This window comes from Bradyrhizobium sp. Leo170 (assembly GCF_004296405.1).
In the GTDB taxonomy this organism is placed as follows: Bacteria; Pseudomonadota; Alphaproteobacteria; order Rhizobiales; family Xanthobacteraceae; genus Bradyrhizobium.
Genome location: NZ_PSRR01000013.1, coordinates 43,780 through 58,383 on the forward strand (window position 1 = coordinate 43,780; position 14,604 = coordinate 58,383).

The window sequence follows — 14,604 nt, forward strand, 5'->3', positions numbered from 1 at the left end:
CCGGAGTGGTATGATGATAAACATACAATGGATGGCTCTGCTCCTGGCTATGGTCGCGGGCGGGGCGCATGCGGCGACGCCGTTGGCGCTCGAGGCGCGGAACGGGATGGTTGTGAGTTCGCAACACTTCGCGTCTGAGGCAGGCCTGGAGATCCTGAAGGCCGGCGGCAACGCCATCGATGCGGCTGTCGCCGTAGGCTACGCCGAGGCGGTCGTGAATCCGTGTTGCGGCAATATTGGTGGCGGCGGGTTTATGCTGGTGCAGTTGGCCGATGGTCGTGACCGGTTCATCAATTTCCGCGAAACTGCGCCGCTAGCGGCGAGCGAAAAGATGTATCTCGACATCAGCGGCAATCCGATTCCGGGCGCTAGCCGGTCTGGCTACAAGGCGGTTGCTATCCCGGGCACGGTCAAGGGGCTGGATGCCGCTCTGACCGAATATGGGACGATGTCGCGCGCCGAGGTGATGGCGCCCGCGATCCGGCTTGCCCGCGATGGGTTTGTGCTGACCCGCGCTGACACCGACATCATGGATTATACGGCAGGTCGGTTTCACAATGACCCGGCGGTCGCAGGCATCTTTCTGCGCCACGACGGAAGTAACCTCCAGCCGGGCGACAGGTTGGTGCAGACAGATCTGGCGGTGACGCTCGAAGCGATCGCCAAGGACGGGCCGGACGCCCTCTACACCGGCCGAATCCCGGCTGCGGTCGAGGCTGCGTCGAAGGCAGGCGGCGGAATCCTTACAGCCGATGATTTTGCTCATTACAAGATCACCGAGACAGAGCCGCTGCACTGTACCTATCGCGGCTACGTCTTCGCCTCGGCGCCGCCACCGAGCTCAGGCGGCACGACGCTGTGCGAGATCCTGAATGTTCTCGAAGGCTACGACATGGCGGCGCTTGGTTTTCACTCGGCTGCCTCGATCCATGTCATGGCCGAGGCTATGCGTTATGCCTATCTCGACCGCAATACGTATTTGGGCGATCCCGATTTCGTTAGAAATCCTGTTGATCGGCTATTGTCCAAGCACTATGCGGCAGCCATCCGAGCCAAAATTCTGCCCGACAAGGCGACGCCTTCAGCGGAGCTGCGGCCCGGACTCGAACAGCATGAACAAGGCGATACCACGCACTACTCGGTCATCGATCACGCCGGCAACGCTGTCTCTGTCACCTACACGCTCAACGGTCTGTTCGGCGCAGCGGTGATGGCGCCGGGCACTGGTTTCGTCCTGAATGACGAGATGGATGACTTCACTATCAAGCGCGGCGTGCCGAATATGTACGGGCTGGTGCAGGACCAGGCGAATCTCATCGCGCCGAATAAGCGCCCGCTGTCATCAATGGCCCCGACGCTGATCACCCGGAACGGCAAAATCTTTGCGGCGCTCGGCAGCCCAGGCGGCCCGCGCATCATCACCATTACGCTTGAGGCGGCACTCAACATCATCGATTACGGCATGGAGCCGCGGCAGGCAGTTGATGCGCCCCGGCTGCATCTTCAAGGGCTGCCTGATGAACTCGACTACGAGCCGTATGCGATCTCACCTGACACCGCAAAGCTGCTTCGTGAGATGGGCTACAAACTGGTCGAACAGACGCCGTGGGGAGCGGCTGAGCTCATCGCGATCGGTCCTCCCGATGGCGGCGTTGCCGGTCCGCGCTCGTCCGGCAATGATGCCGCGCGGAGCGGCAGGATGCGGCCCGGCTATTTCTATGGCGCCCATGATGATCGCCGACCGGCCGGCAGTGCCGCGGGAGACTAGATCGACGTTTCGAAAGGTCGCGACCGATGAATCGTTGAGCAGGACACCAGCAGCGTGAAGGCTGCGGCCGAAATCCTTGGCATCGAGGAACAACTGCAACGCAAGCCGCGGCAGCTCTCCGGCGGCCAGCCGCAGCGCGTCGCCTTGGGCCGCGCCATCGTTCGACATCCGCAGGTGTTCCTGTTCGACGAGCCGCTATCGAATCTCGACGCCAAGCTGCTCCGGTCGTATATGGGAGAGAACGTCACGCTCGGAATCCGCCCGGAGGATCTGCATGTCGCATCCGACAGCGACGCGGCGGGCCTCAGCTTCGATGCTGTGGTCGAGGTCATCGAGAAGCTCGGCTCCCAGATTCTCTCGGACGTCAGGGTCGGCCCCAACACGATGGTGGCCGCAGTGGATCCGACCATCAAAGCAAAAGTCCGCGACCGGCTTCGCCTCGCGCTGAATCCCGATCGGCTGTACTTCTTTGACCGTGTATCGCAGGCGGCGATCTGACGGTTTTTCTTGCGTTAGAGCATGATCCAATCAGGTGGAATTGCAGCCGCGATGAACGCTGCGCTCCCTCTCCCGCTTGCGGGAGAGGGTCTGGAGAGGGCTCTCCGCGAAGGGACTCTTCGTGTGGAGAGAGCGCCATAGCCGAAGCGATGGTGGCCGAAATGGTCACTTGCGCTCGTCGCGTCTTAGGCATTAGGCGTTCGAGCGAGGTTTCGACGGCGTCAAAGCTGTTTCTCAGAGCGAGATACAGTTGAGCGGCGGCTTGCGTTAGGACCAGTTTGCCCACCTGCCGTTCGAAGTGCCGGAGGCGCTGACGTGCCTGCTTGCGTCAGGAGCCATGCACGAAATGCCGAGAGCAGGGGATTGTCGGCTTTCTCTTCCGGGCAGGCGAAATAGTACGAGCCGACGCTTCTCAACGTGAGGCTCGACAGCACCTTCAGCTTGCCGGAGGTCAACTGGTCGGAAATCAGGAATTCAGGAAGCAGGGCGACGCCAAGACCGGAGTTCGCTGCGCTGATCAAAGTGGATTGAATATCGAAGCGTGGCCCGCGGATCACATTCGTGCCGCCGAGTTCCGCAGCATCGAACCAGCGACGCCATGCATCGGGTCGCGTGACCAGATGCAGAAGCCGCAATTCGGCAACCTCACTCGGTCGCAGTTCGGCGCGCTTGCCGATAAGCGTCGGCGATCCGACCGGCAGAAGAACTTCGTCGAAAAGATAGTCTGCTTGCGTGCCGGGCCAGTCCGGCTCACCGAAGTATAGCGCACCATCGAGCGCGGTCTCGCTGAAGAAGAAGCGCGTGTTGCGCGCACTCACGTTGACGGCAACGCCGGGATTCTGAGCATAGAAGTCCGGCAGGCGCGGAATGAGCCATTGGGTGCCGACGGTGGGCAGCACCGCGATGTCCAGAACCGTGCCGTCGGCCTCGTAGCCCATGATCTCGAGTGTATCGCGCTCGATCCGCTCGATCGTCTGCGCCACACGGGTGCTGTAGGCTGTTCCGGCACGCGTCAGGGTGATCCGCTTTTTGATCCGGTGGAAGAGTTTGACGCCGAGCTGCGTCTCCAGCTGCGCGATCTGGCGCGAGACCGCACTTCCGGTCAGCGCGAGTTCGCTGGCGGCACGCGTGACGCTGAGGTGCTTAGCAACCGCGCTGAAGGCCATCAGCGCGCCGAGGCTGGGTATTCTGCGGCGCATAGTTCATTCCAAAAACGCAAGACGTCCGCAGATTAAATTGTTTGCACGCCTAAACACAAGGCAACAAACTCGCGCGGATGACGAAAGTCAATTGAGCGGCGGCCTCTATCAACGCCGCGCCCATCAATGGCGTTGGGAATTTCAGACTGCAGCGCCAGCCAACCTGCAGGCGCTTCAACGATCAACTTCAAGGAGAATATCCGTGGCGGTCAACAAATTGCATGACGAGTTCCACACGCTCGACATGGAGAGCGGCTGGCAGCTGCCCCAGGGCTACGATCCCAAGTCGGGCGCGCTGGAGAAGATTTTGTCCGGATCGCTGGACACCGCGAACAAGCGCGGTAGCCGGACGCGATTGCTGAAATTCCCTCCGGGCCTATTCACCAAGCAACCGATCGTTCACGACCACTGGGAAGAAGTCTTTCTGGTCTCCGGCGACCTGATCGTTGGCAATGACGTGAACGGGCAAGGCGGCACGCCGTTTGCTGGACACACCTACGCCGTCAGGCCGCCGGGCGCGTGGCACGGTCCGTTCAAATCTGAAGGCGGCTGCCTGCTTCTCGAAATGCACTACTACGATCCCGCCTGACAGCGGCAGACGCATTGACTGGCGGCCTCCTTCGCGGAGACGCCGATGAGAGCCGATGCTCGAAATTTCTGCAAGAGGTCTGGATACAATGAGTAATGCGAAGCCTCCCGTCATCATCGCTGGGGCAGGGCCGGTGGGCATGGTGGCAGCGGCAGATATGGTGCGACAGAACATCCCGGTTCTGGTGCTGGAGAAGAACGACCAACTGAGCAGCGAATCGCGCGCATCGACGTTCCATCCGCCCACGCTGGACATGCTCGATGATCTCGGTTTCGCCAGCACCCTGATTGCGCAGGGCCTGAAGGCGCCGACTGTTCAATACAGCTCGTCCGAAGACGGCGTGCTCGGGACGTTCGACTTCGCAGCGATTTCCGATCTGGTGCGGCATCCGTTCCGCCTGCAGGCCGAGCAGTTCAAGCTAACGCGCATCATTTTGGATGCTTTGTCCGGCAACCCGCTGTTCTCGATCGCGTTCGGCAGCGAGGTCAAATCCGTCGAGCAGACGAGCGATGCCGTCAAGGTAGTGGTCGGAGCCCAGGGGCGCGACACCATGCATGAATGCGCCTGGCTGATCGGCGCCGATGGCGCGAACAGCATCGTACGCCGCAGCCAGGACATCAAATTCGAGGGCTTCACCTGGCCCGAGCGCTTTCTGGTGATGACAACTCCGGTCGATTTCACGGTGCTTCGCCCGGGTGTGTCGTCGGTCAGCTATGTCGCCGATCCCGAGCGCTGGTACTTCCTTCTCCGCATCCTCGGAGCGTGGCGCGTGATGATGCCAGTGGCTGCGGAAATCTCCGATGCCGAGGCGCTCTCCGAAGACTATGTGACGGCGTCGATCCGGCGGATCGTTCCCGCCGAGATGGAAGCCCCCATCCTCCACACGACGTTGTATCGTGTGCATCAGCGCGTCGCCGCGAACTTCCAGAAAGGTCGCACCTTCCTGGCTGGCGACGCCGCCCATATCAACAATCCGCTCGGCGGCATGGGCATGAATGGCGGCATTCACGACGCATTGAACCTGACGGCGAAGTTGGGTTCGGTCATCAATGGTACGGCCAATGAGCGTGTTCTCGCCGACTACGATCTGCAGCGTCGTACGGTCACGATGCAGGCCATTCAGGGCGACACCATTCGCAACAAGAAGAATCTCGAGGCGAAAGATGAAGCCGACCGCGCGCGTTTCCGCGACGACATTCGCGCCGCGGCCGCCGATCCAGAAAAGGGACGAGCGCTCTTGCGCCGAATTGCAATGCTAGACTCGCTCGAGCGTGCAGCTTCGCTGCATGTCGCCGCGGCCCACCAGGGGTGATCAGCAATTCTCTCTTAGACGATGTCGACGGTAACCGGCTTATCGGCCGGGTAAGAACCACGTCAGTGGAAGCACCAGTGAACTTGGAGGAGTCAATGCCATGGTTCCCAAGATGTCATGCAGGATGTTCAGAATGCGAAGCAATGATCTACTGATGAAGTGGGCGACGTTTATTTTGGCGGCACTGCTATCGCCAGCATCCTTCGGGGTGCCCGGCGCGGCAGCGGCTGGATTTCCTGAAAAGATGATTACGATTGTCGTCCCGTATCCTGCCGGAAGCACCGCCGACGCGATTCCACGATTGGTGGGTCCGTTGATGTCCAAGTCGCTCGGTGTTCCCGTGATCATCGAAAATCGCGGCGGCGCAAACGGGTCGATCGGGGCGGTTCGCGTCGCTTCCTCACCAGCGGATGGCCACACGCTTCTGCTTGCGACGACTGGCATGCTTACAATCAACCAATGGATCTATGAAAAGCCGACGTACAATCCTGAAAAGGATTTCACGCCGATCACCAATGGCGCTTCGACGCCGAACATCATCGTCGTCAATCCGTCGGTCAAGACAAGCTCGCTGAAGGAATTGGTGGCGCTGGCCAAAGCTGAGCCTGGCAAGCTGACATTTGCTTCGGCCGGCAACGGGAGCACGAGCCACCTGTGTGGGGAGACGTTGAAGGTGCTCGAAGACATTGCTGCCGTTCACATACCGTACCAAGGAGCAGCTCCAGCACTCCAGGATGTTGTCGGTGGTCAAGTTTCTATGATGTGCGACAACCTATCGAATGTCGTCCAGCAGGTGCAGAGCGGAGCGCTGAGGCCAATTGTCGTGACCGCGCTTGAACGAAGCAAGCAGCTACCCGATGTGCCGACGTCCCCGGAAGCAGGATCACCTGATCTCCTCGCAGGCAACTGGTACGGCTTTGTTGCTCCATCGGCGACCCCAAAGCACGTGATCGAGAAGCTCAACAAGTCCATCGTGGAGGCCTTGCGAGATTCGACCGTCTCAGCTCGTCTGGAAGGCCTTGGTTTGACCGTGATCGCTGATGAGCCCGCCAAGTTCGGAGAAACCATCGCAAAGGATTCTGCACGGATGGAAAATATTGTAAAGCGTGCAAAAGCAAAGGTTTTCAACTGATGCTGTCGATCAGAAGGCACCGATGATCCCGCTGAGAAGCGCTTTCAGCACGAAGACGTAGGCTGCCGCTACAGCACCCAACGCCTGCAACCCGCCTCTCGCCCACAGAAACGTGTGTGTGCCCAAACCGCTATGGGTGCCTGAAGCGGATGGGGACGACCTTTGTGAGCGGGTGGTGAGAGCTGTCAAAGGCGGCTTGTGGTCGCACCAACAGCGAGCAGGGTTGTTTGTTCGGGTTTGTCTCGAACGGTAGCGAGATGGTGCCCCTGGCCGGCAGTCGCCTATTCCCATAACCTTCTGAATTTAAGGTCATTTTATCCGTCAATCGCTGCCGATACCAGCAGAAATACCAGCAAGATGACGCGCGGTATCAGCTCGCAAAAATAAAACAGCAGGCGCCTCGGCAGCAGACACGGTCCATGCGGTTCTTGCTCCACAATCGGCCGACTGGAATCGAACCCCGGCTCAGACTCGAAAACTTTGGAGGAGGCAGGCGAGCGCCCACTCAGCAGCTTTCAGTCTTCTTCGAAGTGGAATGATTGAAAATCGTGGATTTGACTCTCACTCTCTCCGCTATCGCACGATCTGGCACGCCGAACTACTATTTGGCGCGATCCGCAACCTGTCATTTTCAGGTTACGTCGGCATCGAGAAGCTAAGCTCAAACGGACGATGGATGCGAGCGAACCACACTCGGGTTCGAAGACGTATTTCGATTATTTATCGACCCACGATATTCGGATTAAGTGAAAGAAAGTTACATTGAGTGAGCCAGCGGTAACCTGCCCGACTACGGCGAGCTGGTCCATGTTGAACGGCTTTGAGAGCAAATTCGTCCCAACATCGAGCGTCCCATAGTGAACGATAGCATTCCGAAAGCCCGTCGTACATAGACTCTCCAGTCTTGGCCGCAGCTAAACGGCTGCATCAGCCGACTGCCGCCCGGGTCGTACCCGGCTTAACCAATTCAGTGAGGAGCAGTGTAACGTCTCAGTAACGGCTTGGCTGGCTGACGTTCAGTATGGCCAAAATTGGTAATTTATCTAACTGTCCACTTACCTGTTTTGACCGTGCCAACAAAGTGAGCGTCTCCTGTGGCACCCGCGCCCGACTCGCCAGGAATCAAATTATAAAAGAATGCTTCGACTTCATTTCCTGTCGTGCCAACAAGTAAGCCCGTTCCTTTGACGGCGAAGCCAGGGACTACATTAGTTCCTGCCTTGTATCGTCCGCTTCTGGCCTTAAGTAGGTCCCCGTTTCCACCGTTTGTACCCGCCCACGTTCCAGCATCTGTGTTCAGAACCACGGAAGCCGTTTCACCGCTTGTACCCGTTAAGCGAAGTGTTACGTCCGCGGCCGACGCCGGTAGAACAGAAAAGAAAAGACAAACGGCTCCGAAGGCATAGTTTGCAAAAGATCGTACGAGCATGACACCCTCCGTTTGATGCTACTAAGCAGGAAAAATGCAATCCTACTAGCGCTGGAAGCGAGACGTATGGTCCGAGGATAAATCTTGCAGCGAAGTTTGTTCACGAGTCCGCCTTGCGTTGCATCCCTGTGAAACAGATGTAACGCACGCACGGTAACGGAGCGCGATTCGCCTTCTGCGCCGACTCCTAGCAGAGCTGCATCGTTGACGGTGTCGTGCCCTGCCGCCGACGTCTCTCATCTTGCACCAAACGGGCTCGCTCGCTTAGGACTAGCCAAGCTGCCAGAACCAGATCGTGGTTGCATCGGCGTATGTTGCATGCACTCCCTTGGTCCCGTCCCACAGATCGATGTGACCGGTGACCGTAAAAACCTTTGCAAAGTCGCTAGGTGCGCCTTCGGCCCGCGCCGCCTTTTCATAGATCGACGTGAGCGCCAAGCCGCCTTCAAAAAAGACGATCCCTTTCCAGGAAGGCCGGTTTGCCCATGTCGAAGCGTCGATCTTCCCGCCGTTCTGCGCCCTGGTGACGCGCGCCATCCCGTCCGCATTGCGGACGCGCTTGTGATCGCAGTAGTTCACATTGTCGGCAGCGGGAAGGTTATAGCCGGCCTTTATGATCGCGTCGGAGAGGTTTAGTGCACAGCAATGCACCAGAACCGTCTTGCAGCCTTCGGGATGGTTATAGGTGCAACCCGAAGTGCTGCACCCATTCTCGCCAAACTGGGCGAGAACCTTGCTGTATTGCCAATCCTGCGTTGAACTCATCCTCTGTCCTTCCTGCGATCTTGTCTCGATTGGCCGGCGCCGCTAGTGCCGACAATTCGCCACGCCGGCATCCAGTCCGCAGATCTTGTTGCCGGTCGTTGCGCTCCAAGTCTTGATGAAACTGGCATCGTCGGCCGTCATCACACTGCTGAGGCGCGAAATTTTCGTCGCCGGCACCCTTGGACTCATTCACTCCGAACACGACCGCGTTGACGGATCCACCATGACATACCCCGCCCCGCCACTGTCGCCACCGCATAGTTTCGCGCCGCCCTGCACCTCGTAGCGGTTGTCGGCCACCGGCAATCCCTTTACCGTCGCGCTTCCGACGTACAACGTATCGCTGACCGGTCCGCCCTCGATCAAACAACCGTAGCCCAGAAGAACGACGCTGGTGCCCACCTTCACCGTCGCAGGATTGGTGTTCAAGACCTCGTATTTGAGATTGGGCGCGGTGATCGCGCCAGACGACCCGCACATTGCAATGTCGGCCGTCGTGTCGGCCGGATACTTCGGATTCGATTGGCATTTCAGAGCCAATGTCTGATTGTTGATCAGAACCTCTCCGTTTGTGGTTCCGTCAAGACAATGCGCGGCTGTCATGATCGCCTTGGGTCCAACAACGGTGGCCGTGCAACGTTTCGGTGCATCGAAGATCAGCGTCGCGGACCAAAGATTGGGATCGGCCGGCGCGCCGCCGACGATGAACGGCGCGAGCGATGCAGATGGCTCGATTTCCTTTAGTTTGAAGTCAGCTTGTGCGCTTGCCGTGCCCCAGCTGACAAGCACGATCGCCATCAAAATCACTCGCTTCAACATGCAGTATCTCCTCCTGCAGGCGTCAGAAATTGCCGCCGTAGATCAGCGTGTGTTCGTCACCGGATCCGTAAACGATCTCACCTGTAATGCAGCGGCGAGAACTTGAACATTTCCCAGTATGATTCGCCGACATCGGAAAAGGGCAAAGAGATCTCCTCGACCATTCGCTACGTCACTATGATTTGCTCCTCGGCAACGATCTTGGTTCCTCCCTCATCGGTCCAGATGAAACGAAGGCGCAAGGTTCCGGTGGCCTGCGGCTTGAACTTGAACCGCATGTACGGGTTGGCGGAAATCGCCGCTGTCAGGTCGGCTGAGAAAATCTCCGCGCCACCGGCCTCGCAGCTGAACTTCTTCAGGATGGAGCGCGAGCCGGCCTCCATCAGATTCGAAACCAGCGCCCGCACCTCGACGACATCGCCTTGCGGCACCGTCCTCTTGTCTATCCTGATGCGCGGCTTGGGTGTCATGCCTCACACGCACCCCGTCTTGGCCACCGTCACCTTCTCGGTGGCCGCATAGCACGAGCGGTCGTTCAGCCGCGCGACAGCCGTCACGTGCTGCTCGCCCGCGGCCAGCCTGATCCTAGTCGTCGCCTCGACCACGCTCATCGGAAAAAAGTGGAAGGTGACGATCGCCGGCTTCTCGTTGCCGTCAGCTACCACGAGCACGTCCGTTACGTAGGCGCCCGGCGGAACGTCGACCGAGACGCTCACCTCGACCGCGCTGCCCTCTTCGGTCGCGGGCGGCAGCCCCAGTTTCACCCGGCCGACAACCGGTGTTTTGCCATCGGCAAATTGCCCGATCAGCAGGTTGACCGCAGCTTGATCGGCGTGCGCGACGGCTGATCGTCCCAGCACGGCCATGCCTAGCGCGCCAAGGAAGGCCGACAGTTTCTGGCGGCGGGTCAAATATAGCGCCACACGACTCCCCCAGGGCGGCGAGCGATTTTGTCGCAGCCCAATAAATGCGCGACCGGCTTTTATGATGCCCACTGAATATTTCGAATTCGAGAGGGCGAACCTCAGATAGCGCAATAAGTTGTGGACAACTGGGTATGCAACGCAGTCCTGCGCGACGGCTGCGGGGTTTGCCATTTTACTGGCGGGGTTCTGGGGGGGCGGACCACGTGCATCGATACGTTCTGAAGAACTTGTTGCTCGACGAAACGAGTGGCGGAAGTGCGACAGAGTTCACGTCGCCCTCGCTCAATCGGCGAAATTTCCTGATCGGCTCGGGTGCGGTCTATCTCGCCTCGGTCACACCGGCGCGAGCCGACGATCTCGCCATCGAGCAGGTCGGGCGGGGTTTTCGCCTGAGCGTGCAAGGCAATGTCTGGCTGATCGATCCCGACAAGTTCGGGCCGGCGGCCACGGCGGAGTATCGCTGGGTCGATGCGACTGGACGCTACCGCTCGGGTATTCCCACGAGCGCGGACGTCCCGACACTGATCGCGCATGAGATCGAACTCAAGAACGCCGTCTTCCCCGGCTTTTCGCTGCGCGCCGATTTCAAGGCGCAACTTTATCCGCGATCGGACCAGTGGTATCTGAGGATCGGTTTTTTCGAGGCAAACTGGAAACAGATCGAGATTCCATTCGCGGGCTGGATCGATCCGGATCCGAACACACGGACCAACTACCGCAGTGCGTATCGCGGCTCGGCCATCATTGTGGGCAACATCAACAACCGCGACAACAAGATTGATCCGGAAGGCCGCCCGGCGCAGTTCGAGATCGCCGCGAATTTCGCAAGCCGGATCGCCATCGAGCCGGATCGCGGCGCGCTTCGTTTCATGTCGAAGCGGTTTCGCTTTGGCGCTACCGGCATCAGGCTTCTCGTGGACGACCGCCCCCCCGTCCCGCTGCCGGATCACGCGATAGGTCCGTTTACCCGCCTGGCATTCGAGGATGCGCGCTTTCGTAACGGCAAGGCCGATCTGGGCACGATCGGCCGCACGCTCAACGCGCACATCGACTACGACCATTGTGAAGCAGTGCTGGTGGATTTTCACCTCTCGGGCACGCGCCCGGCCCTGGCCGATGCGCTTGAACGGCGATGGCGCATTAGTCCTGTCGGGACCCGGCACGGGACCGATCGGAACGCGTCTGCAACTGGAGCGCTGGCGGATCGTTGCGCGCGCCAATGGCCTCGACCATAACGCCAAGTTGGGAGGCTGGGTCGCACGCTTTGCCCACGCCATCGAAGGCGATCGCGTTTCCATCGTCGTCCAGGGCGACGGCTATAGCGCGACGCGGCAAGATATCGAGCTCGACATCGGATCGAACGCGAGCGAGAGGATCGCCTTCAACAGTCATCTGCTGACCGCGCACATCCCGATCCTCGGCGCGTCCACGGCGGACCTCGATTTCCGTCGCAGCATTGTCCGGATCGTTCTGGGCAAACCCGAGCGGGACAATGCCACGCCCGACAGCGTGCCAAGGAATGCGCTATACCAGATTGCCGACGGGCGCGCCCAGTTCAAGACGGTGCTGGACAACGCCGATCTCCGCGTCAAGCGCAGCACGGATCTGCTCGACCTGTCGTTCGGATTCAGGCGATATGAATTGGGCGTCGAGGATGGCGTCTCGCTTCTGCTCCGCCGCGCTGCGACTGCAACTGCCGGCAATCGCGGCGCGAAGGCAAAGTCGCCGCTTCCCGTCGATCCCGACCGGCCGCTGTTGATCGTCAAATTCCATCCGCAATATTTGCTGGAGCAGGCGTTCGCGGAGGATGGCGGATCGGGATGTGCGGCGACACAACCCGCGAATACGCCCGACAACATCTGTCAGGCCAAGTTTCCGGGAGAAGCGGGCCGCATAAATCTGAAGGACATCGAGCCACCCGGTCTGGCGCAGACACGTCTGTCCGAACCGTCGCGGATCGTGTTTTCCGACGACACTCCGCCCTCGGCCACGGGCGATCGGCTCAGCGTGAGCTATCTGACCGACTGGTCCGAACTTGCGACCGTCGTCAACAAGCGGGCGCTGCCGCGGGACGCCACGCTGACGGACCAGCTCGATCTGGTCGGCATCAACCGTCTGACGACCCGCACCGACGCCAAGGAAATGATCATCGCCAATACCGAGCCGCCCGGCCCGGAGGAAACAGCGATCGAGCCGGTATACCGGATGATAATTTCGCCGGACGCCAAGGCAAAGTGGACGACACCGCGCCACCTGCCCACGCCGGCAGTTCCCGTGATTTGGGCGGCGGAACTCGCTAATCCGAAGTCGACCGCCGTTCGCGTGTTGTGGTCGCGCGACATGGACCTGTCGTTCCTCAACGCCGGCGGGGATCAGCTTGATCCGCCCCCGGCGCTGTTCAAGTCGCTCCCGCAGACGAAATTCGCGGCTTCGCTGAACCAGGACGATCGGCGCCAGCTGGCGCAGATGATGTCGGTCTACGGCGTCGCCGCCATGCGGCGAATAACGATCTCCGGATCGGACGATCCGAACGGAATGGTGTTCCTGCCGAAGGAAAACTATTGCGCGCTCGATCCGGAAGAAAAAAGTTCTCTGGATACGCCGCCGATTTCGGCCCGCCAGGAAGGCTTCATGCTGGCGCGTCCCTTCGACGATTCGTTCAGCCTCCAGCTTGGCCGCGCCGCCACGATGGACGCGCGCTGGATCGGCGAGCCGCCGGCACCTTATCCCAGCAGCAACCCCACCAAGTACAAGCGGTTCTTCGAACGCGCATACACAATCGAAAAATACATCCACCAGACGCAGGATGGCCGCGATACCTTTGTTGAAGTCACATACAAGGGCTTCCTCTTCCCGATAGGTCATCGGGCCGCACTTCTGAAAGTCAGCAAGCGCGAATTCTGGCCTGAGAAACGAGACCCCGACGGCGCGCCGGTCGCCTATCTCATCCAGCGTCGCTACATCGTCGTCCGAAAACCTGAGAAGACGTTTCCCGCCTACGCGCAGCCTTATGCGTCCCGGGATTTTCCGGCCAAGAAGGTCACGATCAAGACCATTCGAACGCCGGACCTGGCGGACCCGGAACCGATCGCGGCACTCCGCAACGGCCGCCTCCCGACGGACGACTGCCGGCCGCTCGACGCCGGCGGCACGGTGTTCTGGCCGCAACTGGCCGCCACCAAGCCCACCAACCGGCTCGACGCATTGTTCGAGTATACCATCGATGACGGCGCCGTGGTGCGTTCCCCGCTGTTGTTTATCGACAATGCGGTCGTGCATGACGCGCCGTCGATGCAAATCGTGACCGAGTACTACAATGCGCTCCCGCAGCAAGATTTGCTGCTGAAGGCCGATGCCGACAAGAATTCGGAATGCTTCCTGCGCGTGGCCAAGCTGTTCGAGACGCCGCGACGCTACGCAGACGAAGTCAACAGGGCCGAGTGCTCGTTCAAGACCGCCACATGGGTGCTCGGCGCGCGCGGCCGCCTGAATTTGAGCCTGCCGGGCATCGCCGTCACGGACGCCGTGAAGGCCCCGGACGGCTCTATCCGGCTGACTGTCAGCAGCCTCACATCGGGTGTGACCGACCTTAGTATCAAGGAGGCCAAGTTCGTCGTTTCCGGCGTCAACGGAACCGTCGAGGCCAACGGTGTGTTCAAGGTGAAGAAGGTCGACGACACGCATGTCGACCTGATCGGTTCGGCCTTTACCAATGCCTTCAAGTCGCCGGCCGGCACCATCGGTGTTGCAGGCGACGATTTCACGATGGACGCGTTCATGGAAGGACGCGACCAGCCGCCGTTCTACCCGATCATGACCAAGGGACGGATCACCGTCGACAAGGTCGACCGTCTCACCGGCGCGCCCAACACGGCGATCGAGGTCACCTTCGATCCGATCTACGTCAAGAACGGGTTCGATCCGACCAACAATCCTTCGGAAATATTTCTCGACGTGCTGCGGCCAGACATTCAATTCGATCCGGCCGGCAACACCTCCCAGACCGGCGGCGTTGCGACCACGAATTCGCTGCTGGCGGGACTCGCCCGCCGCTCCGGCCTGATCGGCGGCACCCGCTCGACAGCAATTGCCGCACCGCTGGCCTGCCTGCCCCGCACCGATGGCCCACCCGCCTGCGCACCGGTTGCACCGGCACCGCCGCCCGCG

General features: G+C 60.1%; 11 protein-coding genes and 2 pseudogenes. 7 read left to right on the forward strand and 6 right to left on the reverse strand.

Annotation, left to right across the window (positions count from 1 at the left end):
- Window positions 1-13 precede the first annotated feature (13 nt).
- Both ggt and CWO89_RS48790 read left to right on the forward strand, forming a co-directional pair.
- Window positions 14-1,768, forward strand: a complete 1,755-nt coding sequence (ggt, locus tag CWO89_RS04590; RefSeq protein WP_207234394.1) for a gamma-glutamyltransferase — start codon at window positions 14-16, stop codon at window positions 1,766-1,768.
- Window positions 1,769-1,822: 54 nt separating this feature from the next.
- Window positions 1,823-2,266 (forward strand): annotated as a pseudogene (locus CWO89_RS48790) (ATP-binding cassette domain-containing protein); the annotation flags it as partial.
- Between the two features lie 221 nt (window positions 2,267-2,487).
- On the opposite strand, the gene CWO89_RS04600 reads toward CWO89_RS48790, so the two are convergent.
- Window positions 2,488-3,432, reverse strand: coding sequence for a LysR family transcriptional regulator (locus CWO89_RS04600; RefSeq protein WP_165421000.1), 945 nt, complete (start codon window positions 3,430-3,432; stop codon window positions 2,488-2,490).
- Window positions 3,433-3,497: 65 nt separating this feature from the next.
- Entirely contained in the window at window positions 3,498-3,656 is a 159-nt protein-coding gene (locus tag CWO89_RS45700) for a hypothetical protein (RefSeq protein ID WP_165421001.1), read from the reverse strand.
- An 11-nt stretch (window positions 3,657-3,667) separates the two neighbouring features.
- On the opposite strand from CWO89_RS45700, the gene CWO89_RS04605 reads away from it, so the two are divergent.
- The 3 genes from CWO89_RS04605 (at window position 3,668) to CWO89_RS04615 (ending at window position 6,498) form a co-directional block, all read left to right on the forward strand.
- Window positions 3,668-4,054 carry a cupin domain-containing protein gene (locus CWO89_RS04605; RefSeq protein WP_130577479.1) on the forward strand — a complete coding sequence of 129 codons (387 nt, stop codon included), beginning with the start codon at window positions 3,668-3,670 and terminating at the stop codon, window positions 4,052-4,054.
- Between the two features lie 88 nt (window positions 4,055-4,142).
- A complete protein-coding gene (locus CWO89_RS04610) occupies window positions 4,143-5,366 on the forward strand; it encodes an FAD-dependent oxidoreductase (protein WP_165421002.1) in 1,224 nt (407 codons plus the stop codon).
- A gap of 154 nt (window positions 5,367-5,520) precedes the next feature.
- Complete coding sequence (locus tag CWO89_RS04615) at window positions 5,521-6,498, forward strand: Bug family tripartite tricarboxylate transporter substrate binding protein (protein WP_165421003.1); 978 nt, start codon at window positions 5,521-5,523, stop codon at window positions 6,496-6,498.
- A gap of 1,699 nt (window positions 6,499-8,197) precedes the next feature.
- On the opposite strand, the gene CWO89_RS04620 is transcribed toward CWO89_RS04615, so the two are convergent.
- From CWO89_RS04620 to CWO89_RS04635, 4 genes are all read right to left on the reverse strand, one after another.
- Window positions 8,198-8,692, reverse strand: a complete 495-nt coding sequence (locus tag CWO89_RS04620) for a hypothetical protein (RefSeq protein ID WP_130577482.1) — start codon at window positions 8,690-8,692, stop codon at window positions 8,198-8,200.
- A 189-nt stretch (window positions 8,693-8,881) separates the two neighbouring features.
- A complete protein-coding gene (locus tag CWO89_RS04625; RefSeq protein ID WP_130577483.1) occupies window positions 8,882-9,511 on the reverse strand; it encodes a trypsin-like serine protease in 630 nt (209 codons plus the stop codon).
- Between the two features lie 167 nt (window positions 9,512-9,678).
- Window positions 9,679-9,942 (reverse strand): thiosulfate oxidation carrier complex protein SoxZ, encoded by a 264-nt coding sequence (locus tag CWO89_RS04630; RefSeq protein WP_245475718.1) that lies wholly within the window; start codon window positions 9,940-9,942, stop codon window positions 9,679-9,681.
- Window positions 9,943-9,984: 42 nt separating this feature from the next.
- Window positions 9,985-10,422 carry a thiosulfate oxidation carrier protein SoxY gene (locus tag CWO89_RS04635; protein ID WP_165421004.1) on the reverse strand — a complete coding sequence of 146 codons (438 nt, stop codon included), beginning with the start codon at window positions 10,420-10,422 and terminating at the stop codon, window positions 9,985-9,987.
- A 218-nt stretch (window positions 10,423-10,640) separates the two neighbouring features.
- On the opposite strand from CWO89_RS04635, the gene CWO89_RS04640 reads away from it, so the two are divergent.
- Both CWO89_RS04640 and CWO89_RS04645 read left to right on the forward strand, forming a co-directional pair.
- Window positions 10,641-11,672, forward strand: a complete 1,032-nt coding sequence (locus CWO89_RS04640) for a hypothetical protein (RefSeq protein WP_130577486.1) — start codon at window positions 10,641-10,643, stop codon at window positions 11,670-11,672.
- Window positions 11,554-14,604: pseudogene (locus CWO89_RS04645) on the forward strand (hypothetical protein); the annotation flags it as partial. The gene CWO89_RS04640 and the pseudogene CWO89_RS04645, both read left to right, overlap by 119 nt.